At 45.0% G+C, this 25654-nt stretch carries 28 protein-coding genes and 2 tRNA genes; 15 read left to right on the top strand and 15 right to left on the bottom strand.

Annotated elements, in window-relative coordinates; genetic code table 11:
• Positions 1-15 precede the first annotated feature (15 nt).
• Both CHRO_RS22070 and CHRO_RS22065 read right to left on the bottom strand, forming a co-directional pair.
• Positions 16-1191, bottom strand: coding sequence for an AAA family ATPase (locus CHRO_RS22070; RefSeq protein WP_015156444.1), 1176 nt, complete (start codon positions 1189-1191; stop codon positions 16-18).
• A gap of 222 nt (positions 1192-1413) precedes the next feature.
• A tRNA-Phe gene (locus CHRO_RS22065) sits at positions 1414-1487 on the bottom strand.
• Between the two features lie 147 nt (positions 1488-1634).
• Between CHRO_RS22065 and CHRO_RS34530 the strand changes: the two genes are divergently transcribed.
• Complete coding sequence (locus tag CHRO_RS34530; RefSeq protein ID WP_255410077.1) at positions 1635-1760, top strand: hypothetical protein; 126 nt, start codon at positions 1635-1637, stop codon at positions 1758-1760.
• Between the two features lie 226 nt (positions 1761-1986).
• A complete protein-coding gene (locus tag CHRO_RS22055; RefSeq protein WP_181824222.1) occupies positions 1987-2217 on the top strand; it encodes a hypothetical protein in 231 nt (76 codons plus the stop codon).
• Between the two features lie 26 nt (positions 2218-2243).
• On the opposite strand, the gene CHRO_RS22050 is transcribed toward CHRO_RS22055, so the two are convergent.
• From CHRO_RS22050 to CHRO_RS22040, 3 genes are all read right to left on the bottom strand, one after another.
• The gene (locus CHRO_RS22050; protein ID WP_015156441.1) at positions 2244-2633 is read right to left on the bottom strand and encodes an alr0857 family protein; all 390 of its coding nucleotides are present in this window, start codon (positions 2631-2633) and stop codon (positions 2244-2246) included.
• Entirely contained in the window at positions 2627-3169 is a 543-nt protein-coding gene (locus CHRO_RS22045; RefSeq protein ID WP_015156440.1) for an HNH endonuclease, read from the bottom strand. Before CHRO_RS22045 ends, CHRO_RS22050 begins: the two co-directional genes overlap by 7 nt.
• Before the next feature lie 118 nt (positions 3170-3287).
• Positions 3288-3551 (bottom strand): hypothetical protein, encoded by a 264-nt coding sequence (locus tag CHRO_RS22040; RefSeq protein ID WP_015156439.1) that lies wholly within the window; start codon positions 3549-3551, stop codon positions 3288-3290.
• A 97-nt stretch (positions 3552-3648) separates the two neighbouring features.
• Between CHRO_RS22040 and CHRO_RS22035 the strand changes: the two genes are divergently transcribed.
• Positions 3649-3984 carry a ribbon-helix-helix domain-containing protein gene (locus CHRO_RS22035; protein WP_041463407.1) on the top strand — a complete coding sequence of 112 codons (336 nt, stop codon included), beginning with the start codon at positions 3649-3651 and terminating at the stop codon, positions 3982-3984.
• 69 nt (positions 3985-4053) lie between these two features.
• On the opposite strand, the gene CHRO_RS30815 is transcribed toward CHRO_RS22035, so the two are convergent.
• Entirely contained in the window at positions 4054-4266 is a 213-nt protein-coding gene (locus CHRO_RS30815) for a hypothetical protein (RefSeq protein ID WP_219335990.1), read from the bottom strand.
• Between the two features lie 297 nt (positions 4267-4563).
• Here CHRO_RS30815 and CHRO_RS22030 point away from each other — a divergent pair, with 297 nt between their 5' ends.
• Positions 4564-6705 (top strand): GAF domain-containing sensor histidine kinase, encoded by a 2142-nt coding sequence (locus CHRO_RS22030; RefSeq protein WP_015156437.1) that lies wholly within the window; start codon positions 4564-4566, stop codon positions 6703-6705.
• 35 nt (positions 6706-6740) lie between these two features.
• Entirely contained in the window at positions 6741-7310 is a 570-nt protein-coding gene (locus CHRO_RS22025; RefSeq protein ID WP_015156436.1) for an SRPBCC family protein, read from the top strand.
• Between the two features lie 86 nt (positions 7311-7396).
• On the opposite strand, the gene CHRO_RS22020 is transcribed toward CHRO_RS22025, so the two are convergent.
• Both CHRO_RS22020 and CHRO_RS22015 read right to left on the bottom strand, forming a co-directional pair.
• A tRNA-Glu gene (locus CHRO_RS22020) sits at positions 7397-7469 on the bottom strand.
• A gap of 100 nt (positions 7470-7569) precedes the next feature.
• Positions 7570-7848 carry an Npun_R1517 family heterocyst differentiation transcriptional regulator gene (locus tag CHRO_RS22015; RefSeq protein ID WP_015156435.1) on the bottom strand — a complete coding sequence of 93 codons (279 nt, stop codon included), beginning with the start codon at positions 7846-7848 and terminating at the stop codon, positions 7570-7572.
• An 803-nt stretch (positions 7849-8651) separates the two neighbouring features.
• Here CHRO_RS22015 and CHRO_RS22010 point away from each other — a divergent pair.
• Entirely contained in the window at positions 8652-9197 is a 546-nt protein-coding gene (locus CHRO_RS22010) for a LeuD/DmdB family oxidoreductase small subunit (RefSeq protein WP_015156434.1), read from the top strand.
• 110 nt (positions 9198-9307) lie between these two features.
• A complete protein-coding gene (gene ndhM / locus CHRO_RS22005; protein ID WP_015156433.1) occupies positions 9308-9664 on the top strand; it encodes an NAD(P)H-quinone oxidoreductase subunit M in 357 nt (118 codons plus the stop codon).
• Between the two features lie 136 nt (positions 9665-9800).
• Here ndhM and CHRO_RS22000 read toward each other — a convergent pair whose 3' ends face one another.
• Positions 9801-10073, bottom strand: coding sequence for a hypothetical protein (locus tag CHRO_RS22000; RefSeq protein ID WP_015156432.1), 273 nt, complete (start codon positions 10071-10073; stop codon positions 9801-9803).
• A 525-nt stretch (positions 10074-10598) separates the two neighbouring features.
• Between CHRO_RS22000 and CHRO_RS21995 the strand changes: the two genes are divergently transcribed.
• The 3 genes from CHRO_RS21995 to CHRO_RS21985 all read left to right on the top strand — a co-directional run bounded on the left by CHRO_RS21995 (position 10599) and on the right by CHRO_RS21985 (position 15803).
• Complete coding sequence (locus tag CHRO_RS21995; protein ID WP_015156431.1) at positions 10599-12917, top strand: protein phosphatase 2C domain-containing protein; 2319 nt, start codon at positions 10599-10601, stop codon at positions 12915-12917.
• 182 nt (positions 12918-13099) lie between these two features.
• The gene (locus CHRO_RS21990; protein WP_015156430.1) at positions 13100-14719 is read left to right on the top strand and encodes a CHAT domain-containing protein; all 1620 of its coding nucleotides are present in this window, start codon (positions 13100-13102) and stop codon (positions 14717-14719) included.
• Positions 14720-15158: 439 nt separating this feature from the next.
• Positions 15159-15803 (top strand): hypothetical protein, encoded by a 645-nt coding sequence (locus CHRO_RS21985; protein WP_071925495.1) that lies wholly within the window; start codon positions 15159-15161, stop codon positions 15801-15803.
• 50 nt (positions 15804-15853) lie between these two features.
• Here the strand turns inward: CHRO_RS21985 and CHRO_RS21980 are convergent, their stop codons facing one another.
• The 3 genes from CHRO_RS21980 to def all read right to left on the bottom strand — a co-directional run bounded on the left by CHRO_RS21980 (position 15854) and on the right by def (position 18228).
• The gene (locus CHRO_RS21980) at positions 15854-17221 is read right to left on the bottom strand and encodes a PrsW family glutamic-type intramembrane protease (protein ID WP_015156428.1); all 1368 of its coding nucleotides are present in this window, start codon (positions 17219-17221) and stop codon (positions 15854-15856) included.
• A gap of 231 nt (positions 17222-17452) precedes the next feature.
• Complete coding sequence (locus CHRO_RS21975; RefSeq protein ID WP_015156427.1) at positions 17453-17653, bottom strand: hypothetical protein; 201 nt, start codon at positions 17651-17653, stop codon at positions 17453-17455.
• Positions 17654-17664: 11 nt separating this feature from the next.
• The gene (def, locus tag CHRO_RS21970; RefSeq protein WP_015156426.1) at positions 17665-18228 is read right to left on the bottom strand and encodes a peptide deformylase; all 564 of its coding nucleotides are present in this window, start codon (positions 18226-18228) and stop codon (positions 17665-17667) included.
• Between the two features lie 37 nt (positions 18229-18265).
• Here def and CHRO_RS32800 point away from each other — a divergent pair, with 37 nt between their 5' ends.
• From CHRO_RS32800 to cysE, 3 genes are all read left to right on the top strand, one after another.
• The gene (locus CHRO_RS32800; protein ID WP_181824221.1) at positions 18266-18427 is read left to right on the top strand and encodes a hypothetical protein; all 162 of its coding nucleotides are present in this window, start codon (positions 18266-18268) and stop codon (positions 18425-18427) included.
• 705 nt (positions 18428-19132) lie between these two features.
• Positions 19133-19381 carry a hypothetical protein gene (locus tag CHRO_RS21965; RefSeq protein WP_015156425.1) on the top strand — a complete coding sequence of 83 codons (249 nt, stop codon included), beginning with the start codon at positions 19133-19135 and terminating at the stop codon, positions 19379-19381.
• 428 nt (positions 19382-19809) lie between these two features.
• Positions 19810-20544 (top strand): serine O-acetyltransferase, encoded by a 735-nt coding sequence (gene cysE, locus CHRO_RS21960; protein WP_015156424.1) that lies wholly within the window; start codon positions 19810-19812, stop codon positions 20542-20544.
• Here the strand turns inward: cysE and CHRO_RS21955 are convergent.
• Together CHRO_RS21955 and CHRO_RS21950 are read right to left on the bottom strand one after the other, a co-directional pair.
• The gene (locus tag CHRO_RS21955) at positions 20541-21170 is read right to left on the bottom strand and encodes an Npun_F5749 family FMN-dependent PPOX-type flavoprotein (RefSeq protein ID WP_015156423.1); all 630 of its coding nucleotides are present in this window, start codon (positions 21168-21170) and stop codon (positions 20541-20543) included. The two genes, cysE and CHRO_RS21955, sit on opposite strands and share 4 nt — an antisense overlap.
• The gene (locus CHRO_RS21950; RefSeq protein WP_015156422.1) at positions 21163-22332 is read right to left on the bottom strand and encodes an AI-2E family transporter; all 1170 of its coding nucleotides are present in this window, start codon (positions 22330-22332) and stop codon (positions 21163-21165) included. The genes CHRO_RS21955 and CHRO_RS21950 overlap by 8 nt, the downstream gene beginning before the upstream one ends.
• A gap of 105 nt (positions 22333-22437) precedes the next feature.
• Here CHRO_RS21950 and CHRO_RS32795 point away from each other — a divergent pair, with 105 nt between their 5' ends.
• Both CHRO_RS32795 and CHRO_RS21940 read left to right on the top strand, forming a co-directional pair.
• Complete coding sequence (locus CHRO_RS32795) at positions 22438-22938, top strand: hypothetical protein (RefSeq protein WP_015156421.1); 501 nt, start codon at positions 22438-22440, stop codon at positions 22936-22938.
• A 349-nt stretch (positions 22939-23287) separates the two neighbouring features.
• A complete protein-coding gene (locus CHRO_RS21940; RefSeq protein WP_015156420.1) occupies positions 23288-24640 on the top strand; it encodes an LCP family protein in 1353 nt (450 codons plus the stop codon).
• Positions 24641-24717: 77 nt separating this feature from the next.
• Here the strand turns inward: CHRO_RS21940 and CHRO_RS21935 are convergent, their stop codons facing one another.
• Positions 24718-25650 (bottom strand): alpha/beta fold hydrolase, encoded by a 933-nt coding sequence (locus CHRO_RS21935; protein ID WP_015156419.1) that lies wholly within the window; start codon positions 25648-25650, stop codon positions 24718-24720.
• Between the last annotated feature and the right edge of the window lie 4 nt (positions 25651-25654).

Below are 25654 nucleotides of genomic sequence, written 5' to 3'. Positions count from 1 at the left end.
TCCGATGCGATCGAATTACACGAATTGGTGCGCGAACTCGCACATCAAATCTATCCTTCCTTTGCGTAACATCGCCGGGTCTAATCTTTCTGTCGTATTGCAAGTCATCAACACGACTAACTTTTGTTGCTCCTGAATGCCCGATTCATCAATGACACTTTGATATAACGTGCCATCGAGTAAGCTGAGAATCCGCTCGGTTTTATAATTTGATTGTGCGATTTCTGTAGAGCGATCGGGAGCTAAGTTATCAGCCTCGTTGATAATAATGCAAACTCGTTCTAAATAACTCGGCGGAACAAAATTCTCTACAGCCGCGTGGTCGAGGATAAAAATAATATATCCCAGTGGGGCGAGAATTTCTTTTGCTACGGCTTGCGCCCAAACTGTCTTTCCCGTACCAGGATTACCATACACTAATACAGCCAATTGGTTTTGGGTAAAAACTTTCTCTTGAACGGCATCAGTAAAACTTTGTACGTCAGCCGGAAAAGAATTAATAGCAAACTGACTGTGAACTTGTCCGATCCGACTTTGGTAGCCACTTAACATCACGGCAAGATCGTAAGTGACTTTGTTTACCAATGGTGCGAGTTTCTTTGCCATTATAGTATAACGGCGATCGCGATCCATACTATAAAGTGGATCGATTCTCAGCCAAATTTCATGTTCCGACCAATACGCAAAAATACTACCAATACTTTTGAGTTTATTCCATTCAACAAATTTTTCTGGTGGGTAATAGAAATATTTTCCAGTACTGTACTGCGTAATTAGATCTGGACGACCTAAAAAACTTAAGAGTCTAAAAATAGTAATCTCTTCTAGTTTTAACAGAACTTGTTCAATCGGAATTAAATCGCGTGTCACCGACTTAACAACAGGTGTCTCAATTGATAAACTATCTCTATATCGATTATCTGGCGTAAGTGGTTCGGGCGTGATGAAGTTCCAGAACTCATCAATTTCTTCTCGCGTAGTTTCGTAGAATAAGTTTAAAAAATTTGCCCACCAAGCATAGTGTTCTCGACCGAGTGCATCAGCAATATAGCTGACTACATTCATAGCTTTATGAGATACTTCCCACGGATTATTCAACCAAGTTTCCCAAAGATAATTGAGGTCGATGTCTCTATTTAGGGGTTGCCATCCAGCGCCTATTAAGTTAGGTTCTTTTTGCTTTTTGTACATATTTTTGTGTCATCGATCGCTAAAATATATCTAAACTTGCTGAATCCAGTTTAGTCTTGCTTTCCAAGCAATATAGTTATTGAAAAATGAATTTAATTGCTTCTTTGCTATACTGTTTCTTACTAACAGCATAAATGTTTTTGCCATATATCGTTTGTTTTGAATTTTAACTTTTAACTTTTGACTTTCGCCAAATGGGGATAGTAGGACTCGAACCTACAACCCCCCAGGTTGGAATCGAACCAACGCTCTCCTGTTCTTCACACAGGTGCTACTAGCAACTGAGCTACCAGGGGATGACGAGAGTGGGGGAATCGAACCCCTAAATCCACAAAATAGGTAATAATATTCAATTTTTAAGGTTCAAAAAAAGAATTTTTAACTATTATAAATACCATCGATTTTCTAAATAATAAACTTGTTGAATATGACGCATAATTTCGATGGCTTTTGCTTTTGCGCGGCGAGAATTTTTATTTTGGGCTGATTCTAATGCCGTGCGATCGCAATTAGAATCAGATTTATCGCATGGGAAGTCTGAAGGCTTTTCACCTCGATTAATTATGTGAATGTAAAACATTATTGTTTCGGGATTAGATTTGTCTCTCGACTCACTACATATATACTACAAATTGTATTACAAAAATGTCAAGGGTTTGGAGAAACTTTTTTTGAAATTGGCTGTAGCTCTTGTAGAAAATGGATTTAAGCGTATTACAGAATTGTAGTATAGATGGGTAGTACTAATAGTTTATTTATCCAGGTGCGATCGCACGACCGAAGGTAGGTATGCGCGTGTCAGTAATAGCTGTGATTTTGTGTCGCGCATCAGCCGTAGGCGTTAGCGATAGCGAAGGCGAAGCCGTTAGCGTAGCGTTAGCCGCAAAGACGCAAAGTGGTTCCTCACAAGATAGACGCAAAGAAGAACACCAATTAACCAATTACCCATTACCAATTACCCATTACCAATTACCAGTAATAGGACGCACAAATAAATTCATGCGCCCTAAACAGACATTCTTTTGACTTTTAACTTTTAACTTTTGACTTGCTTAGCGATCGCTCATTGCAGCACTCATTTGAGATTCTTGCCACAAATGAAATAACAATAACTCGATCGGGTAAGACAAAGATGTGACAAACACGCCTGCGGCATTCTCAGCATCGGATGCTAACCAAAATCCTTGCAAGCAGATTTCTACATATTCTGCGTCGCACTTTTCTAATGCAACTTCATCTGTCCCATATCGTTCGATCGCGGTTGCGAGTGAATTCAACTGTGGTAAATCCCCAGGTAATAGAAATGAAGCTGTGCTAGGTTCTATGCAAATGGATTCGCCTACGCGCAGGGCGAATATGGCTCGCATTGCAACCCACTCTTCTAAGGATTGAGTCAAATGCTCTAAGTGAAAACCAGTTTCAGTGTAATTCAATTTCAGCATGAGATAGAGTTTCCTCCTATGTCTGGCGGGAGATGCTCCGAGCGCCAGAATTTTTCGGCAAAAGCAACTGTTGGATGAATCGGTGCTTTGGGTTTAGAGTGCAGTAACATTCCTGCCTGGTGTGGGGTGCGATCGCTTTTATACTGGTTGCATTGTTCGCAAGCTGCCACAACGTTATTCCACGTATGTAATCCACCCTTAGAGAGAGGAATGACGTGATCGATTGTCAAGCGCTTGTTATTACCGCAATATTGACAAGCGTAATTGTCTCTGCGTAACACTTCCCTGCGATTCACAGGGGGAATCTTCCAAATTCGTTCCGTACTGGTAAACGTTAGACGAATATAGGAGGGAACAGCCATGACTAAATTGGGCGATCGCACAAATAATTCTGTCTCTTGCCCAAAATCAAGTGCTTCAGCTTTACCCAGAATCAACAGCGCGATCGCACGCTTGACGTTGATGCGACTGATGGGTAAGTAATTTTGCGAAAACACGACTACAGGTTGCTCTAACACTTGACTTGCGATTGCCACAGCCGTACTCCTCCTATAAAAAATGTTGTCCTCAAAAATTTCTAGACAAAAAACACCAAACAAAAACCCCCGTTTCTAATTAATTCAGAAGCGGGGGCTGAAATTTCTGTAAGTGGTTCTACCCTGATAAAGGTACAGTTTTATACCTGTACCTCCCGCTATCTAGTTGTGTTCGTGGTTCTGACGAATGTAGCTCAATGCTTCCATAGCCAAAATTATCGTTAATTTCTGCGGATTGTGCTTGACTGAGGCGATCGCCTAGCCGCCAAAATCTGGCTGCACCACCCATAAACAAAGACTCCACCGCCATAGCTACTGATTCCCAACTGCCGAGACAGTTGGCGCAAACCAGTAGAGGAGAGATGAAGCCTAAACGTTTCACTGAAGTTATACCTAATGCAGAGAGTTATTTAATCCTTACTTTAAAGATACTACACTTGTATTACTGAGTTGTCTAGATCTTTTAAGGAGAATTCATGATGCATACACTCACTCGCATTCCTACAACAGACATGGAAGTTACTAGCATCCGTCTAGAGAGGGAATTAAAAGAAAAATTAAAAGAGATATCCGGTAACCAAGGATATCAAGCTTTGATCCGAGATATTCTGTGGAATTACGTACAGCAAAAATCAGGTGATTGGAAACCGAAATTTTCTCGCGCTGATATCCGCGCTAGTATTCCAGCGACAGCACAAACAGAGGAACGCTGCGTTTTGACGGGACAAACGATCCAACCACAAGAGGCTATGATGTTAGGATTTACCAGCAACGGCGACTTAGTACCCTTGAGTATGGAAAGTTTGGCAGGATAAGAAGAGAGCAGGGAGCAGGGAGTAGGGGCGAAGGAAAGTCAAAAGTCAAAAGCTAAAAGTCAAAATAAATTATTTCTTTGTCCCCCTTGTCCCCCTTGTCTCCCTTGTCTCCCTTGTCCCCCTTGTCTCCCTTGTCCCCCTTGTCTCCCTTGTCCCCCTTGTCTCCCTTGTCCTCCTTGTCCCCCTTGTCCCCCTTGTCTCCCTTGTCTCCCTTGTCCTCCTTGTCCCCCTTGTCCCCCTTGTCCCCCTTGTCCTCCTTGTCTCCCTTATCCCCCTCAGCACTCTTACATCCCCCTACCCCCCATAAGCTGTATATTCTGTCTCCTGAAGGGTACGGAAGGCATACTTAAGATATAGAGGGAAATTACCTAACGGAATCTGCGGAGTACCTCTGACTCACAGCTTTTATAATCAGGGAAAATACCGATCCAGCGATTTTTGAAGCAAGATAATCTAGATAATCGAAAATACAAATTTTGCTGTTGCAGTAGAAGTCGATCTAAGTTTTTTTAAATTTAGTACCTGCTTGGTCGCGCTCTGGCTAATTTGGGCATCCTAAGTAGGAAGGAGTAATCTAAGGTGAGAAAGCGTGTTAGCCAAGACTGGACTGTTTATAAAAAATCTGCTATCAACCGCTGGAGTGGGGATACACTCAAATCGCTATCAACTGAAGTTGTCCGGTTATCATCTACAAACACCTCACGGATGAAAAATGTTTCTGTTTCATCAGACTCATCCTTACCAGAGCGATCGCCCAAAATCTCCCTCACACGAATGCAGCCAGCAGAAGACTTAGCTCAACTGGGACAACAGATCCTTCAAGTCGCATTGAGTCACTCTGACTCAGAAACAGCACTAACGCAAATTGCCAAATTACTTGGAGAAGTGTTTCAAGTAGATGGCTGTATAATTACGTTTGCCCCTGGAGTCACAGAAACATCGGTAGTGGGTTCGTGGTATTTTAATGCAGCAGTCTCTGTCTCGCCGCAAAAGCTCCTTCAGCCACTCCAAAAGTTAGCAGCGACAATTCCTACTCAAGCTAGCTTGCTGGCAATTGACAATCTTCATGCTCTAACCCATGAAGCGTTAACAGAAGATAAAGACTTCCCACCTACAATTAAAGCAGTATTACAAATTCCGATTTGGGAGCAAAATAAGCTCACTAGCGTTATTAGCTTGCTTTGCTACGATGTCCGTCAGTGGGATGAGCTAGCTGCAAATGCAGCTCAACAACTCATGACATCGCTATCAATCGCGCTCGCTCACCTCGCCCAAGCCCAGTCTGTCGCTACTCTACAACGGCAAATCCAGACAGCTGCTCGTACTAAAGCTTTACTTAATCAACTCACAGTCGCTAGCCGCAGCTCGATGGAGCTGAATCAAGTGCTGCAAATGGCGATCGCGGGTACAGCTCAAGCTTTGGCAGTCAGTCGCGCCTCGATTCTGTTATTGAAGTATGTCGAGCCACAACTGAGAAACAGAGTCAGAGAAAAACTACCTAGAGCTAAAGCAACAATTGCCAGCGAATGGTGTCAGGACGTAGAAGCATATACTTGTGGAGCGCATCATAGCAAGAGCGCCGAACAGTCTTTTTGGCTTTCCGAATGTGGGTTGTGCCAACAAGCGCTCGTGAATTCACCGCAACCAATAGCGATCGCCAGTAAAAGCGATCTACAGTTGAGCGAGCTAACATCTTGTTTAGCGCCAATTTTTGATTTTTCGCAATTTCCTGCTGCCTTAATTTTACCAATCGAAAGCCAAGGGACAGTATTAGGCTTTTTAGTTTTGCAACACTGTGGCGATCGCCACTGGCATCCAGAAGAATTATCGCTGGTAGAGTTGGTTTGCGCCCAAATTGGGACGGCAATTATTCAAAACCAAACGCTACGTCAGGTACAATCTCTCGTAGACGACCGGACTTTGCAACTCCAGCGCAGTCTGGAAGTTCAAAGTTTACTTTATGAGAAAACCCGCAAGCACAACGAACAATTACGTCAACTCAATCAGTTAAAGGATGAGTTCCTCAGTACGATGAGCCACGAGTTACGCACACCGCTAACTAGCATGAGTTTGGCGATTCGGATGTTACGGCAACAAGGAATTACTCCAGAGCGTCAGGCTAAGTATTTGGATATTTTAGAAGAACAGTGCGATCGAGAAATCAACTTGATTGCTAACTTGCTCAAGCTTCAGCAACTTGAATCAAACCAAGCACCGCTGAAATTAGAAACTATAGATCTCAAAGTTAAACTGCAAGCCTTATCTCAGTCTTTCAGACAAACTTGGGTAGATAAAGGATTAAACATTCAGTTAGATATCCCAAAATCTTCTCTACTAGCGCAAACAGACGAGGAAGCGTTCGATCGCATTCTTCAAGAACTTTTAACCAATGCCGGGAAGTATTCTCACCCAGATACAACTGTAGTTTTGCAAGTCACGCATCAAGTCGATCTTCAGCTTAACCAAATTGTTTTACAACTGATCAACACTGGTGCTGGTATTTCTGAAGAAGAAAGAAAGTATATATTTGAAAAATTTAGGCGCGGTCAAGGTGTGACACAGCAAGCCATTCAGGGTACAGGATTGGGACTCGCTTTAGTAAAATGCTTAGTACAGCATTTAAATGGCAATATTGAAGTAACTAGCAATCCGACCGATGATTCTGCTGCCGCCTACGCAACCTGCTTTACTATTACCCTACCACAGACCTTTGCTCGTTAAAGTTTAACTATCTACAGTTTAATTATCATCGAACAGTGACTCAACAGTACGACGAATCCGATCTCGATTTCGAGCTTGATGATACCAATGGCGACGACATCGATGCTGCATCTTCAGCCGAGGATGTGGAAGTACAGACAGAAGAATTGGCACACCGTCAACGTCAAATTACCGCTAAAATTCAGATCTCCCACCCCGTAGAAAAGGTGTGGCAAGTTTTGACAGCCTACGACACCTTAGCCGATTTTATTCCTAACTTAGCGGTGAGTCGGCGGCTAGCTCATCCTCATGGTGGCATTCGTCTAGAGCAAGTTGGAACTCAGCGATTGCTGCGTTTCAACTTTTCTGCCAGAGTCGTTTTAGATTTAGAAGAAAAATTTCCCCACGAAATTCATTTCGACATGGTTGAGGGAGATTTAAAAGCTTATTCTGGGAAGTGGCTGCTAGAACCTTACTTTGTATGTGAAAATCCAGGCACAAATCTCTGTTATACAGTGCGAGTATTGCCCAAGCGTACTATGCCTGTAGCAATTGTCGAGCGCCGCCTGCGGCAGGATTTGCGATCGAACCTGCTAGCCATTCGCCGCCGCGTTGAGGAGTTATAGATAGCAGGGAGCGCACGAGCAGATGGAAAAGTCTTGGCACAAATAAACAAAAGAGGTAGTAAATACTACCTCTTTTGTCTTTCATATACCCCCAGGGGAATTCGAATCCCCGTCGCCTCCGTGAAAGGGAGGTGTCCTAGGCCTCTAGACGATGGGGGCGCGTCTGAGTTCAACCTTATCTAGGTTAGCGAATCTAACGAGTTCTGTCAACACTTTCAGCAGAAAAAATTCGCTCCACTCGATCTCTAGCAGATCGAGCCTATGTAAGGTTAGAAGAATTGCGCAGTCGCATCAGTTGACGACGCATGTGGGAAGAGGCTTCTAGCTCAGAGATCTCTTTGGTTTTCACGCAGGAGTGCAAAGGCTCTAAGTATTCATCTGCACCCGCTGTAAATGCGTCAATCAAGAGTTCTAATAATTTTTCGCGATCGTTCAAAACACAATTTTCTTCAATCAGCCGAAATTTCAAATGAATTTCACACTCGAAAACACCGACTTCTAGCTGTCGATTTGGATGTGATGCTGCGTCAGGATTCATTGCTTTAAACAAATTCTAATTGGGTGTGCAGTTGCTAGCAGAGTTGTCTGAAATACATCGCTCTCAGCATCGCTAGCTTTACCAAACATTTAGTTGAGACTCTAGCTGATGCTGATGAAAGCATCTCCAAGCAGTTATTGCTAGTAGCTTTCCCCATCCACTGATGCTCGGTGCTTGGCTCTTGTCTCCCTCCTGTGGTATTTTTTACCAAACCTCCTGCTAGGCAAAAAGTGCTTGCATCGCGCTCCAGCTAGTAGCAGATAGTAGTTTTGTAAAGAATGTCGTATTTGCATTTACCGATCTCGTTATACGTTCATAGATACAGTAAACGGCGCGTGCCAGCCCAGGTTATATGATGAAAATTTAGGAGTCGATTTAAGAGACAACTACTATTATTCAACCTTTAAGATTAATTACAGTAAAGTTTGTGTAAGGAATTTGTAAGGCTTTCAATAGTTTTTTGTATTTCGCCTGCACTACGGATAAAGTTTAGTTTTAATTTTTACAAATCTGGATACAGTAGTATTAGTAATATTGCTGCTGCTTCCTGGAAAGGGTCTTTACCTGAAACCATTCCATGTCAATTCTGGACTTTATTTGTCATCCGGTCAATTCAGTATAAATAATTACATCAATTTGTTTCAGCAGCTTAGGGCAGGATAACTTGTTAAAAATTTGTCTTCCCGCGAAGCGAGTCGTGAGTCATGGTAAATTCTCCGTAACTCTCGATTGGCTTTCTCTCGTCTCTTCCAGCGATAGGATAAGTAAAATATCATGGTATAAGCCTTTGGAGACTGCTGTTAATGAGTACTTGCGTTCGCGGTTTAATTTTTGTAGTTGATGATAATATCGATACCGATCAGATCATTCCCGCAGAATATTTAACGCTGGTTCCTTCCAAGCCGGATGAGTATGAGAAGCTTGGTAGTTACGCCATGATTGGCTTACCAGATCGCTACGGCAAGTTTATTGCTGCCGATGAAATGAAAACACGCTATCCAATTATTATCGCTGGAGAAAACTTTGGGTGCGGGTCGTCTCGCGAACATGCACCAATCGCTCTTGGCGCTGCTGGAGTGAAAGCAGTCATCGCTCAATCTTACGCGCGAATATTTTTCCGTAATTGTGTTTCTACAGGCGAATTATATCCTTGGGAGTCTGGCGAGCGACTGTGCGATCGCTTCGTGACTGGACAAGAAGTCACGGTTGACTTTGACAAAAATCAAATCATCAATCATACGCTAGACCAAACCTATTCTCTAAAATCTCTAGGAGAGATTAAACCTGTAATTGATGCTGGTGGTATTTTTGCTTACGCTCGTCAGACTGGAATGATTTCTGCTCGGTAGTCCGCGATCGGTTATCAGCGACTTGCGACTTGCGACTTGTGACCAACAACTGTCAACCAACTCCTATAGAATAAACTCAATACCATAAAGTCAAGTTAGAATCCCTACTTATGGAAGAGCAGCTACTTAAGTCCACAACCCGCCACGTTCGGATTTTCTCTGCGGAAGTTAATGAAGATGGCGAACTCGTTCCTAGCAATCAGGTGTTGACGCTAGATGTTGACCCCGATAATGAATTAACTTGGAATGAAGATGCGTTACAAACGGTATACGGCAAATTTGACGAACTGGTGGAGTCTCACAGTGGCGCGGATTTGACCGATTACAATCTACGCCGCATTGGCTCGGATTTGGAACACTTGATTCGATCGCTGCTACAAAGCGGTCGGATTAGTTACAACTTGAATAGTCGGGCGATTAACTACAGTATGGGACTGCCACAAGTTGCCGTGGAAGATAATCGATAGAGGAGTAAGGAATAGATAATTAAAAGGACGCATCACAATGCGCCCCTTCTTTAAATAACTATTTCGCGCTCAAGTGCGACTGCTTTTCATCTCACAAAGACCTTCATTCTAAAGCGGAATACAGCGAGTACGGGAGCTACCACCAAGTGCGTTCGCCGTTTTCGTCAACTCTTGACTGGCGAATGACATCAGAAATTTCTTCTGCGTCTTTGACATGGTGTAAAGCTTTTTCTTCGCCATCTGGTTCTTCTACAGCAAAATAGGTAGGAACTTGAATATGGTCGCCAGTGATATCTGGGGAATCTACAGCAAGTTGTTGCTTTTTCTCTTCAACTGATTGCTCTTCATCAGCGATAACATCACCAGGATTAACTGCACGATGCGTTTCTTTTTCTTGGTTGTTATCCATAATTGTTGTAATCTCTTAAAAACGTAATGACCAATTCACTATTTAAAATTTAAGAATATCGGTTCGCGATCGCCTCCTTCGTAAGTAGGAAATACTTACCTACAAAACGCTAGGTCTGCAAATTGCTCGCCTCGGCTCTAAACACAGGGCGTTCTAAGCTAAACAATCGGATTGAAATCGCTAAAGTAGTAGATAGATCGCGAATTAGACTCGGCTGAATGCGAGAGACTACACTAGCGGGTAGGACTGTAGCAGATTTAGCTGCTTGCGCCAAGCGATTAAATCACAATTTATTCAAAATTCATGTTTGCAATCGATAGTCAAAGCTTGTTAAAGTTAATGCTCAAATCATCTGGGTGGAAGTGAGGTAACAACTGCATCCAGATCTTGCAAAAATATAAGAACAGAAGCGCAATTGCCGTGCGGGAAGCTAAATATAGAGATATAAACATGAATGAGCAGTTTAATCGTCTCTTACGTCTGCTGTTTTAAATTGATTTAATATGGCTAATCGGTGCGCCAGCTATGCAAAATAATGAGGTAACGATCCAATGTCCAAACGATCTGTGTAAGGCTGCCAACTCTGAAGGCGACAAGTTTTGTCAGCGCTGCGGTACATCCTTAATTAAACGTTACTTGTGGGTTGTCGGGCAAGGCACAGAACTCCACGAGATCGGAACGTCGATCGCGGAACGCTTTTACCTCAAAGCCGAGCGAATTGTTTTAGATACTCAACCTGGTTTACTGCTAGACTCTCCTTATTTAGATATTTCTAATGAAATTAGACCTTATTTGAGACTAGTCGCGTATCGTCTCCAAGTTCCGCAGGTATACGGATTAGTATCGCTCGATCGCGAACCACCTGAAAAAGAAATTTTGCTGTTGGAACAAGCACCGATTTATCCCGATGGTGTGTTAACAGCAGGACAGCTAATGCCTCAGATGACTGCTGTTTGGCAGTCCGTTTCTAGCTTACGCCAGCTCAATTGGTTATGGCAAATTGCGCAACTGTGGCAACCCCTATATAGCGAAGGCGTAGCCTCTAGCTTGCTCGTCCCCCAGTTTTTACGAGTAGAAGGATCGTTACTAAGGCTGTTGCAATTGCAATTGGATGATGCCGAACGTCCCACACTAGCGCAACTCGGTCAATCTTGGTCGCAGCTCGCTAAAGAGGCTCGACCAAGCGTGAGTGGATTTATAGAACAATTAAGCCAAGAATTGCAACAAGGAGAAATCGTCAACTCGGAGCAATTGCTAGCGTGTCTGGATCGAGGATTGTTGGAATTAGGGCAAAACATTACGAATAGAGACATTGCCCCCAGTCGGAGTTTCCAGATTAGTACTTGCACCGATACTGGTCCTAGCCGTCAGCGAAATGAAGATGCCTGCTATCCAGCCAGCGGCACCACACTTGCTAAACCACCAGAAGCAAAAGCGATCGCAATTGTCTGCGATGGGATTGGCGGACACGAAGGAGGTAACGTTGCTTCCAGTCTAGCGATCGAAACGCTACAGCACCAGGTACAACAGCTGCCGCTAGATGAAGCAAGTTTAGACCCGAATACCCTCACTCATGCTCTAGAACAGTTTACGCGCAAGACAAACGAATGTATCAGTAGCCGTAACGACAAAGAGCATCGTCAAGGAAGACAGCGAATGGGGACAACCTTGGTGATGGCAGTAGGACATCAACATGAAATATATATTGCTCACGTTGGTGATAGCCGCGCCTACTGGGTGACGCGCACGGGTTGCCATCAAATAACCCTAGACGATGATGTAGCTGCCCGTGAAGTACGGTTGGGTTATGCTGTCTATCGAGAAGCACTACAACAACCCTCGGCTGGTTCTCTCGTCCAAGCGATCGGCATGAGTGCATCGGTACATCCCACGGTACAGCGGTTTGTGTTGGATGAAGACTGCGTATTCCTCTTGTGTTCTGATGGCTTGAGCGATTACGATTTAGTCGATCGGTGCTGGCAAACAGAAATCTTGCCAATTTTAGATGGGAATATGGATGTCGCTACAGCAACTAAGCAGCTTGTAGAACTTGGTAACAACCTTAACGGACACGATAATATTACCGTTGCTTTAGTACATTGTCAGGTAAAGGTGCAAGAGCCAGAAACTCCGCTTGGTTACAGTCAGTCGTTAGACAAAACGAGTAATGGTGCGGTCAGCTCATCTTCATTTGCCGTAACTCTCTCAGAACCACCAACGGAAGATGCGATCGAGAACTACGTCCCGATCGCCAATACGCAGTTACTCTCACCATTACCACCACCGCAACAATCGCGATCGTGGTTGCTCCCAATAGTGTTGGGAATCGGTTTGCTCTTAAGTGCGGCAGCAGGACTTTGGCTGGCTTACAATCACAATTGGCAAGAGCGAAACCCAGCAGCAAATAGTGACAGTAACGATACTACAAATGTTGCGCGATCGCCTGAAAGAGTATATGAGGCTCAGCAGGAAACCCCCCTCCAGCGCCAAGCAGGAGCGACCAACTCTTCTCCCGAGCCACCCCAACTGAATGCACCCGATTTTACTTTGCCCCAGGGCAGTATCGTCAAAGTTCTAAACGAATCAAAACTGCCCTCCCAGCAGCGAGAGACTTGGACGCAGCTGCAAGTCTGCTCAAACCCTGAATTCTCCCGTACTTCTACATCTTCAACTGGCGATCGCCGGATATTAAAACCAGGAGACAATGCTTGGATTGCAAATACCGAACTCGATCGACGATTTAAGGAATTTTCAGGAGGGAACAATCCTTGTTCTACATCTCAGGCATTGCCAACACAGACAGACGGTGGAAATCAGGAGTCAGGAGGACAAGGCAATCGGTAAGAGAGTAGAGGAGACGTTACATATAACGTCTCCACAAAGCGATCGGTGAAGAAAGGGTGTGACTTGTGACTTGTGACTTGCCCCACACCCTTATCACCTCAGCCTCTAGCTCCCAGTTAAATAAACTATTAAACTAAGACAGTTGCATATTTGCGAGTATTTGATAGCGATCGTGGTTATTGATGTCCCAGTCTGACATTCCCTGCTTGAGTTTAGCAATCGAACGTCTTGCCAATGCTGGTAAAGATAACTTTGCCGTTTGGGTAGTGCAAGCCCCTTATCCTGGTGGATATGTGAAACATGATTGTGTTTTGTCCCCTAGATTGATGCAGGCTTGGCAAGCTTGGCAGGCAATGTTTGCGCCTCGCTCATCACCACCAATTTCTCCAGAGATAATTTCCCAGACCTTGGATTTAGTTCCAGAAATCGTTGCCTATCCTGGCGGAAAAACCAACGGACAAGGGGGTCGTCTGATGCAACATTTATGCATCAACCTTTGGCAGTGGATTTTTCAGGGACAAGTACAAATGAGTCTGGAGAAGAGTCAAGGGATTGCGATCGGACAAGGAAAACCATTACGGCTAAGAATAGATATTCGAGAGCCGGATCTCATCGCCTTGCCTTGGGAAATTATGCAGCCTCAGGCTGGAAAACCAGCTATCTCCCTACCTTCGCCACTGCAAGCGCCACAAGTCTTTTTCAGTCGCACGACTAACGATGTTGGTTCCCTGATTTCGCTACCACCCAGTCAGGGTTTAAATGTTTTGCTGGTTTTGGGACAAGACACCGAAGCCGGAAGCTTGCAGTTGGAAACAGAAGCAAAAATTCTCGAACAAACTCTGAGAAGCTTTCAACAACTTAAACCAATTGAAAGGAGAAATTTGGCAACGGTTCCCTGTCGGGTAGACACTTTGCTACAACCTACTCCTAAAGAATTAATCTCGCAGCTAGAAACTCAAGCTTACAATATTTTCTTTTATTCCGGTCATGGTTTGAGCGCTCCAAATGGAGGATTGTTGTTTTTACGCCCCGGCGTGGCGATTGACGGTACGGAGTTAGCCCATGTACTAGCACGTTCTCAAGTCAAACTGTGCGCGATTAATGCCTGTTGGGGAGCGCAACCCGCGTTTGATAACGGACAACCTTTACCGCGTAGCAGTTTAGCAGAAGTTTTGATTCATCACGGCGTACCAGCAGTACTGGGAATGCGGGATGAAATTGCCGATGAGGAAGCTTTAAGTTTTATTCAAGTTTTTACCCAGGCGTTAGCAGCAGGCTCGCCGATCGATCGTGCGGCGGCGATCGCCAGACAGCAACTACTAGCTGTTTATAAATATATTTCTCATGCTTGGACTCTACCCATCCTCTACATGCATCCAGAGTTTGATGGGGAGTTGCTCGGCGCACCCGCTCGTGACGAAATTACTCAGCTACCAGAAGATACGGTCGCGGGTACAGTATACCCACCAGTACGAGCGCAACTGCGTTCTACTTCTGCTCCAGAGCAAGTCTGGCATTTAGGTACGAGATTAGTAAGGGTAGGTCGTCTGGCAGAGAATGATATTGTAGTTCAAGAAGGCTGGGTCAGCCAAAGACATGCAGAAATCTATTGCCGTCAAGATCGCGGCGATACGACTTTTTTCTTACGAGATAATTCTCGTTTCGGGACTTTGCTGTCAAATCTACCCAGTAGCGATCGCTGGCAAAATGTATATCGTGAGGAAGTCCCGCTAAAATCGGGAATGAAGTTAAAGTTCGGCAGCCATAAGGGTCAAACCTACGAATTTATTGTTGAAGACTGAAGCTGAGCGAAGGAAGACAGAAGGTAGAGGGCAGAAAGAAGAAAAAATTGATATATTTTTGCGTAAAGCTCTGTCTTGAGAACTGCTGCCATACAACTCAGACCAAAGTAAATTTTTTATGGAGAAAAGTCAATGCACCAGCTAATTGTTAAATTTATTCAAGTGACGCAGCTCTGCGTAGCAACGGGTTGCCCGCTCGCCGATTTATGAGGATACCCTCTGTCTTCTCAAGCTGGAATTAATCCGCACTTCATGCAGTAAAGAGAGGGAAAAAGCAAGATGCTTTATGCAAAAACTGCAATTAAATACTGCAAAATTGCAGCAGAGATACTGCGATCCCCAATCTTATTTGCATAATTTATGTAGTTGCGGAAATGGCTGTTCAGGTGGTGTAGCTACTCATACAGCGTTTTTGCAGACACCCATGATGAATTGTACAATGACAAACGAATTCAAGTCTTCTGAAATTAACGAACGGCATCGGTTGTTGACTGAATTAGAGTTATTAGAAACACTACTTGCCTCTGAAACAGCAACTTATCCCTGGAACCCTGCTGAAGAAGCAGCAGAAGCATTCTTTCTCGAACAAGAACAGCAATTACAGCAAGAAGACTGGTGGGAAGAGGAACTCTCTGCCCATGCGCCAGGTTTCCTCGCTAGCGTGGAACAGTTATGGGAGAATACTAAGCCAACAACTGTGTCTGCTAGCGCCACAGACGAGCAGTCTCTTCAGATAACTTTGCAAGAGCGATTTGCAGCTTACATGCCGACAGCTTGGTTACAAGCGATCGCTCATAAAGCAACTGACATGTTAGCGACACAAAAATCTATGGCGCAACAATTGGTACAGTGCGTACAAGAATTATTACCGAATTGTTCGGAAGACGATCTGTTAATTCTCGCTCGTCCATATGCCTACAGTATGCGCAGTAGCATTGAGCCATCTACTACCGCGATCGAATCCACGCTCAATCGTTACGGTCAAGACTGGGAAGTGCGATCTGACATCGAACGCGCTCAAATCAGTTTGGCGATCGCTCGCTACGCCATATCTCAATTGCAAGCTGAGCGGGGCGAGGAGTGAGGAGCGAGATCTTAGAGAGCAATTAACTCAATCTAAAATTCAAAATTTTCTTAATCTGGTCTTCTAGGTGTCTTTTCCAAAAAGCGAGTGGCAAAGTTTTGCGATCGCGTTGGTGAGAGCATTCTGGCTTTGAGAATCGCTGCTGTTAAAAACGCATACGATAGAACGCCTACCACGACTAGGAGCAAACCGCTAAAAGCAGCGGTAGAGTTCCATAAAGCATGAAGTGCGGCTGCACTGACATATCCTACGGTCAAGATCTGCCAACGTTGACGCGGTTTGAGTACGCTTAAACCAATGAAATAACCAAAGTATCCGCTATCTGCCATATGTCCAGCAACTGCACCAATGATACGCGGAATCAGTAATTGCAATCCCACAATTTGACCAGCAGCTTGTCCGGCTGACATCGCCACGTTTTGAGCAATTTCTGGCACGTATTGCCACAACGTTTCGACCAAGGTAAAGCCTACAGCTGAGGCAGTTCCTAGTAGAATGCCGTCTAAAGGTTCCCAGACCCCAATCCATTCACGCCAAGGAGAAGCAAGTCGTCGTCCTAAAGCATATGCCCCCAGGACGGGTAAAGCTTTCAGAAACTCTTCCATTAAGCCAGCTCCGACGAACATCCGCAAGAATAATTCGGGAAAGCTAAGCGTTATAAGAGAGTTAGGTAAATCTCCTGGTAAGATGCGACGGAAGATAAAGATAAATAGGGGTAAGATAGGGCTAAATAAAATGAGTGCTGTAGCTGTGGCAGCAAGAATTGGGAGCCACCAAGGTTTAATTTTTCCACAAAGCCGATAGATAAAATAATAAGCAGCGCTACTCAAGTAGGTAGCAACCAAGAGTTGATTGAAGCGAATCGCTTTTGGTTGACCGACAGTAGCAAACATTAATACGACAAATATAACTGTGAAAATACCAGGAATTAAATAAGCTTTGTGGGTTAAGTCTTTAGCCGTAGAGATAATCGGAAATAAGTGGGAGAAATTGACTTCCGCTTCAGTCAGAGGCGATACAGGTGGCGGGATAATACTAGATGGGTGAGGAGAATGAGATTCAAAAATGAATTCTGCGCCGCGATGCCGAAGGCGGTTTGCTTCGCGACCTTCGCCTAACGTAATGCGATCGCCTGGAACGAGTTCCCGACAACCTTGCAAGCGCTGTCCGTTGATAAAAGTACCGTTACTACTGTTCATATCACACACCTGCCACCGATTTTGAGGTTGGGGGTATAAAGTGGCATGATGGCGAGAAACCATACCGTACTGCTCCGATTCCAACACGATATCGCAAGCAAGGTCGCGCCCGATCGCCATTTCTCGCTCGGGTGAAAGGCTGTAACTGCGTGTCAGTCCAGCTTCTCCTGCATTCGGTAATAGCCGCAACCATCCTTCAGCAAGATGTTGTTCGGTCATATAGTATCGGTAATGAGAGGAGACGAGAGACAGGAGACAAGAGACGGAGAGAATCTGACAACTAAACATTCATATATTTGGAATCGAGGCTGTTTGCACTCGCGCTCTTGTTCTCAAGACCATCATTTTATACTTGAGTCCTGCAATTGCTAGATAAATTTAAGGACTTGTACCGATTGAATCTTCCAAACGAATGCCAGTACTTTCTGTCTTCTTCTATCTCCTCTGAATTCACTCGCTGTTTGCATTCCGCACGGCAGCAATAAACAAGAGGACTGTGGCTGGAATACTTACAGCAAGAATTACCGCTGTATTCAAGTTACCTAAATCGGGTTGACCAGAGGCTAGCTCGAACACGGAACCAACTGCTGCGATCGCCGTAATACAACAGCCGCCAAGAAATAAGCCGCTTTTGGGTGTCATTGCATTCATGGTAAATCTCCTCAAGCAACAGGTTTGACTGCACTCATGGAGAAGCCATGCTTTGCCAGTTCTTGGGTTAAAGCCAGCTTGTTTTCGACGCGATCGACGAAGACAATTCCGTTGAGATGGTCGATTTCGTGTTGAATACAGCGAGCCAGTAGGTCTGTAGCTTGTAGCGATCGCGGATGCCCGTATTCATCCTTATAAGCAATTTCTACGGCTTGGGGGCGCGTCACGTTCAAATAAATGCCTGGGATACTCAAGCAACCTTCTTCTGCCACGCAGATATCGCTGCTGGTACGTTTGATCGTAGGATTGATCAGGATCAAGGGTGGGTTAGCGGCATTGTCTGGTTCGCAGTCAATGACGATGATTTGCTTGGATACAGCTACTTGTGGCGCAGCCAAACCGATGCCGTCAGCGCTATACATACTCTGTAGCATTTCTCGCGCCAACTGGCGAACTTCTACATCGACTTTGCTGATGCGTTTTGCAGGTTGACGCAGAGCGCGATCGCCCAAATAGCGGATATCTAAGGGAGGGTTTTTTAACTTTTTCTTTTCAACTGCGATTTCAGAAGCCATGTGAATCTACTCGCTACGGTCGGCTAATTTGCAAATTGTGACATTATTTCAATTTTACCAAGTAGAAGTCAGAAAAGGGACTAGTGACTGGTTGTCAGTTGTCAGGGAGCAGGGAGCGCACGAGCAGGGGGAATTACTTGCGACTTATTTTCACGCACTACACTATGTAAAAATCGGTAATTTTTCCCTTTGCATCTAAAGCAATCCTATTTGATTCATGAACGTGGAGCAGGCTAGAAGCCTACTTTACAAATCATTTAGAACTGCTATACGTTTTTACTAAAAAATTCGTTGCATTTACTTAGGTAAAATTTGGTAATACTAGACTACTATTGTCGCGATCGCTCTACAAAAGTCATTATGATTTCCCTTGAGGATAAACAATATTGTTGTCACGATTAGAAGTAGTTTCTTAGTATTTTTCTGATATTTTTTCTAGCACGTATGATTGCAAATATTGAAATATCTCATTGCAAAATTTATTTTAAAACCATTTTAGGATTGAAAAACTTTCGTAGGGTAGTTAATGAATATTAGTCAAAGATTATATTGCGTCTTTATTTGTACGTTTATTTGGTGAGAATTGATTGGATGCATTGCAATCGCCATAAATTCAAAAACTCAATCTTTGATTTCAAGAGACGATCGCAACAATGCTGTAATCATTAGAGCGATCGCAAATAGTAGAACAGAGCGAGGGAGATGACAGCGCTCGTCAAGCTGAGATTGTTATAAATAAGGAAAAGGAGATAGAAGCAAAATCAACGGAAATCAATCGATGTTTATTAAATTTTCGTACCGATCCGATCGAAAATATCAATCAATTAACATCATTGTTAGGAGAATTATTGGGAGCGAGTTGCAAATTATATAGTTTTCTAGATAATGGAGGGCTTCGTGCAGTATGACAGTGGCAAACGCCGCCATCCGAATAAACCTACTCACAACAAAATACGCTCAATCTGAGCCTAGTATTCAGGCGGACAACATTAAAACATATATTGGTAAAGTCGTCTGCCAGCAACAAGTTGTTGGTTGTTTGTCTGCCTGGTACACGATCGAACACATGCCCGGCAAGATCGATCGCAAAATAATCGATGTTATTTCTTCTCGAAGCCTACAGATAGCAAGGCGGCGGAAGCTCTACTCATGACTCAGCCAGACTGGGAGCAAGATTTACAGGCAATGGCTCAGTCGGTGCAGAGAAAGCGATCGAAGCCTGTCAAGCCATAAAGCGATCCGGATCGAGCAGGAAATTTAATTATAGAGTTTCGTCTTACTCTTCCCCAAAACACCAAAGGAATACTAACAACAGCCCGCCCAAAAGTAACCAATGCGGTATATTTGCGTGCCTGATTAACTCTATGGGAGTTAGGACGAATATATTAGTCACCATCGATGCGGTAAATAGTAACAAGGTAATCAATAGGAGTGGAGGCACGATTGGGAACCAGGTAGAGAAGTTAGGAAAAAGTAAGTCGAAATTTCTACACTGCAAAGAACGCGAATAAACTTTATCGATCGCACGGTGAGAGATAAGATAAAAGAAGTAAAAATTTTGTCCTGGCTAGGCATTGACCCGTGCTATCTACCATAGCTGCTGACTTCAAGATTATTTTCGATCGCGACCCTGCTGCCCGTAATTGGCTAGAGGTACTGTTATGTTACCCTGGGTTACAGGCAATTGTCTTCCATCGGGTAGCGCATCAACTCTACAAACTGCGTCTTCCCTTCATTCCACGCTTTATTTCCGCGATCGCCCGATTTCTAACTGGGATTGAGATTCACCCTGGCGCGACAATTGGCAAGGGTTTTTTTATCGACCACGGTATGGGGGTCGTGATCGGCGAAACCGCGATCGTAGGTGATGACGTTCTGCTCTACCAAGGCGTGACTCTGGGCGGTACGGGGAAAGAAAGCGGCAAGCGTCACCCGACTGTGGGAAATAATGTCGTGGTGGGTGCGGGGGCAAAAGTCCTCGGTAATATCGAACTTGGCAGTAACGTCAGAATTGGAGCGGGTTCTGTTGTTTTACGCGATGTACCTTCTAATTGCACGGTTGTTGGTGTACCAGGTCGAATTATCTACCGTTCTGGGGCTAGAGTCGATCCGTTAGAACACGGTAGCTTACCTGACTCAGAAGCAGAGGTCATTCGCGCTCTCGTTGACAGAATTGAAGCGTTAGAACAACAGCTAGAAAAAGTACAACAGCAGCAAGCACACCAAGATTCTGTCGTCATGTCTCTTCCCGCTGCTGCTAGCTGTCAAATGAGAGATAAAGTGATCCAGCAGTTTTTAGATGGTGCGGGGATTTAAGGATTGACGGCTTGAGTAGACCAAGTGCGATCGCCCTCTAACCAAGTATAAATGGTACGGTTTTGAGGGTCGCCGCGCAATTCTAAGCGATCTACCTGAACTGGCTCCAAAAGCAGCAGACAAAAGTGCGGTAATGGCACTTCTGCGGATGGTGCTGGAGGATTGAAGGTGTCATCAGCAGCTCTCAGCTGCCCTGGATGCGCCCAAGCAAATTGCAGCCGTGCAGAGTCGCTCAACTCTTGCCAACTGGAGATACGGGCTTGCTGTAATTCTGGATCGGGAGAGTCGGAGGCGATCGCCTTTAGCGTACCAGTAATCCGAAATTGTTCGCGGGTTTTGGGAAAATACCAGCAAGCCTCTGCCCAAGGTTGAGCTTCAATTTGGGCAAATTTTTCACTGCGAGTATCGCTGACAAACTTGAGGCGATCGCTGTTATCCAAAAATCCCCGGAATACAACTGTACGATTAGCAGGACGACCATCAAGCCGGACAGTCGCCAATTGGAGATAACGGGCATAAGGCAGACTGCGATTGAGGTGCAGCGCCCGTGCTAGGGGCGATCGCCAAGGAGCAAAAGAATTCGGAATTCGGAATTCGGAATTCGGAATTGTACGATCGCTACTCACTACTCGCAACTTGCTCCCTACTCGCTGCTCCCAGCTCGTCCCTGCTCCCTGCAAGATTCTCAGTTGTTGTCATAGCTGATGCAGCAGCATTAGGACTTTCAACCAGTTGGGGCGATCGCACGGCACTTAAGGCTGTCTTGATCACGACTGCTGTAGGTACGGCAACGATTACGCCCAGCAAACCGCCAACTCTAGCGCCTGTTAAGACGGAAATCAGTACCCATACGGGATTTAATCCAGTTACGCTACCAAGAATACGGGGAGCAACGATATTATCTAAGATCTGCTGAATGATGACAGATGCTACCAAGACTCTAGTACCTAGCCAGAAATCTTGCAGCGCTACTAATAAAGTGGTCAAAATAATTCCCACCGTACCGCCGAAGGGAACTAAAGCCATAAACCCGATCGTGATTCCAAACAGTAACCCAAACGGTACTTTCAGCCATAAGAAAATGGCAGTTAGGGCAGAACCCATACAAATACCGAAAATTAACTGTCCGATGAAGTAATTTTGAAAGCTCAACCGGATGGTTTGGGAAAAAGGCTGGCGAATGGGTGTTGGTAGCCAAGCGATTAAGCTTTGCCAGAGTTCGTCCCCATGCTGTAACAAATAAAATGTTAAAACCATGCCCAGCAGAAAATCGAGCAGGCTTGTCACCGTCACTACAGCTAGGTTGAGTGCTTGGACGGCGATCGCTTGTAATTGTCCCTTAACGCGATCGTTGATTTGTATGACTAAGGCATCGAGATTAATTGGATAACCCTGAGCCTCAGCCCAATCATTTAACAACACCAACTGATAGCGCCCTGAGTCTATCCATTCTGGCAAACGAGTCACGAGCTGCTGCGCCTGACTAATCACTAGAGGCACGAGGGTGACACCTAGCGCCAGTAAAATCGACAAAGCCAACAAAAAGACTAAAATAGCAACTTGTTCTCGCCTTGCGCCTTGCTGCTCCATCCAGCCTACCGGATAGTTCAACAAAAATGCTAGTAAAGAAGCACCGACTAAAATAACAATCAGCGAGTGGAAGTAATCAACGATGGAGGAGATTGCCCAAGCATTGAGTACGAGTAGTGGAGCCAATAGCGCGATCGCCAGAAGTCGCGTCAAAGGTGACATTGCTTGCCACCAACCTATAATAATGCGTTTCTGCATTTTCTCAGTTGCGGGAGCGAACTAAATCAAATGTCCCTTGCAGCCTATTATCCCTAACTCCGCTGTCATAACTCATCCCCCCAAGCTCGGATTCGATTACATCATATGAAAAAGCTTACAGTCTCAGAGCATTTAAATCGCGATCGCCTGCATTTATTTTTTCACCTCATCCCCATTATTGGCTTTTTTCCTTCGCTGTGGACTTTGTATCGTCATGAGGGAGCAGGGACGAGCTGGGAGCAGGGACGAGCTGGGGGAAAGAGAGCTGAGGGAGAGAAGAGAGCTGAGGGAGCTGAGGGGGAAAATACCTACCAACTACCAACTACCAACTACCAATTACCAATTACCAATTACCACAAAGAAAAACTCGCCGTCAGCCGTTTATCTATCACTCTAGCACTAAGCTGGTTGCTGGCATATTTCTTGTTGAGTGCTGGAGCAGAAGCTTCAGAGTTTTTAAATTTTCGTCTATTAATGTTAAATAGTTTACTGACATCTGGGTATTTTTTAGTCAGTGTGTGGTTAATGCTGCGACTAACTACTGGAAAGTCAGTGCGTCTACCTGGATTTTCGGCACTTGCAGATCGGACGCTCGATGAACGCTGAGGTTCAAAGACAACGCCAGCGGTAGAAAGTACGACTCTCTGGCTGGAATTCCGTAATAAGCCAGATGACGACTTTGTAGGATTTGCAGTAGACTCCAGGCAATATTCTCTAATTCGATCCCAGAGCCATGAAATTTACTGTTTCAGTAGCCAGCGTTACCCGTGCAGAGAATATGCCAATTGAGAAAGCGCAGCATATAGCTGTGCCTTTGTCCATTATCATGTTAAAAACTTATTAACTATTTTTGCTGACTAGTGTTAAGTGTGAGGAAGTTGTATCAGTGCAAAGAATATCAGGCTCAAAATCCAATTCTACAAGTAATTCCAAAAATTTTAGGCGCAGTAGTGCTATGAGTAGGACTGGGCGTTGGCTGTGGTTCTGGGTAATCATGAGTGGTGTCGCTGTGTTGTCAGCCACAGCAGGGGCGCTCTTAGCCTATACTATGTCAACCAAGCCGCTGATGCAAAGTCAGCTTAGCCCTGAGGAGCAAGCAATTTTCGGTACTCATGGCGATCGCTTAACGCGGGCTGGTTTTAAACTTTCGGAGCTGACCCGACCAGTTAATATTTTAGTTCTAGGTGTAAAAGTTCTCACTACAGACGTTAATACCCCTGCTGCCGAAATCAAAAAGCAAGGATATCATGCGTTAGTCAACTCCTTCGACGGCTTGACAGACACTATCCTTTTGCTACGATTTGACCCAGCAACCAAAAAAATCGCTGCCCTTTCTATTCCCAGAGATACCCGCACCAAGGTAGAAGGTCGAGGCATAGCGAAAATCAATGAAGCTAATCTCGTTGGTGGTCCAGCAGGCAGTACCAAAGCTATTAGCGAATTACTAGATGGAGTGCCGATCGATCGCTACATTCGGATCAACGTCCAAGGAGTGGAAAAGCTGATCGATGCTTTGGGTGGCGTAACCGTTTACGTTCCCAAAGACATGAAATATCAAGATGATAGCCAGCATCTATATATTAATCTCAAAGCTGGCAAGCAGCATCTTGACGGCAACAAGACTCTTCAACTACTGCGCTATCGCCACGACGAAAATGGCGACATCGGACGGATTCAACGCCAGCAGCTCGTCATGCGGGCGCTAACAGAACAAACCTTGTCGCCGAATACGCTGACTCGGATGCCGCAGATTCTCTCTGTGGTTCAATCGCACCTCGATACGAATTTGTCGATGGATGAATTGGTAGCACTGGCAAACTTTGGCGTACAAACTAATCGATCCAACATCCAAATGTTGATGTTGCCTGGACGATTTAGTAATGCGGGAGAATATAGAGCTAGCTACTGGTTGCCAGACAGCGATCGCATTGCCAAGATGGCAACGCAGCATTTCGATGCCCCTCTGTCTGAATCCGAGCCAGTTGACTTCGATCCGGCGCGATTGAGAATTGCAATTTCCAATAGCACGGGTAGCGATCGCGCTGTCCGCTCTTTGGTCAAATCTCTTGCTGGTGCAGGCTATCGCAATGTATACATTACAAAATCGTGGTCTGAGCCTTTAGATACAACTCACGTCGTCGCCCAGCAAGGCGATACTGAAAGTGCTACAACAATCCGCGACCTCTTAAACGTAGGCGAAGTCCGCGTTGAAAGCACGGGCAACCTTGGCTCTGACATTACTATTCAAGTTGGTAAAGATTGGCTGGAACAAAGTAGGGAGCAGGGACGAGCTGGGAGCAGGGAGTAGGGTAGGACAAGAGGGACAAGGAGGACAAGGAAGACAAGGGAGCAGAGAAAAATCCAAAATCTAAAATTCTCTAGCTACTAGTCACTCTCCCGACTCCCCAATTCCACAATCCACTCCTGCAAGATCGGATTCACCAATTCTGGTGCTTCGTCTTGGGGACAATGCCCGACTCCTTCTAAGGGAATAAACTTTTGTACTTGGGGATAGTTTGCTAGCTCTTGCCCCAACTCTACTGGTTCCCAGGGGTCGGCTGTTCCCCACAAGAAAATTGCCGGACAAGATAGCTGGGGCAACAAATCTTCTGGTAGCGGTCCTTGAGAATAAGCTGTGAAAGCAACAAAGACTGCTACAGCCCCAGCATCTTTCGCTGGAGCCATCAAAAGGTCTACTAACTCATCTGTTACTGCTTCAGGATGAGCGTAGGCTTGGAGCAAGATTTTTTTGACTGTTTTCGGTTTGGCAAGTTGTTGAAAGAAAAATTTTCCAACTGGCTGAACTGCTAATAATTTCTGAATCAGCGGCGCGCCGAAGCGTCGATGCCAAGGTAAGCTAATGCGCTTGCGATCGTGAAGCAAACGTAGGGAACAATTGAGCATCGCTACACCCATAGTTAGCTCGGGGGCGTATACTGCTGCTTGCATTGCCGCAATACAACCGACAGAATTACCAATTAAAACTGCTGGCGTTCCCACGACTTCGCGGCAAAAATCAGCAATTTGTTGTCCCCAAGTCTCAAACGAATATAGGATTTGTTCTCCTGGCTTGAATTCCCCTGGAATCGGTTTAGCAGAACCACCAAAACCGATGAGATCGATCGCGTACACCCTACAAGTCTGCGCCAGATCGGGAATATTCTTGCGCCAGTGCCACCAAGAAGCGCCAAAGCCATGTACCAGGATGACGGGAATACCAGTATCGCCTTGTTGTTGATAGCAAATCGAAAATCCCTGCCAAGTCCACGTTTTTACGGGTGGAAATGAGCTGGATGCAGTTAGAGGTGAGGCAGTCATGAAT

It is taken from the genome of Chroococcidiopsis thermalis PCC 7203, from assembly GCF_000317125.1.
GTDB lineage: Bacteria > Cyanobacteriota > Cyanobacteriia > Cyanobacteriales > Chroococcidiopsidaceae > Chroococcidiopsis > Chroococcidiopsis thermalis.
This window is presented reverse-complemented; position numbering and strand designations above follow the sequence as displayed.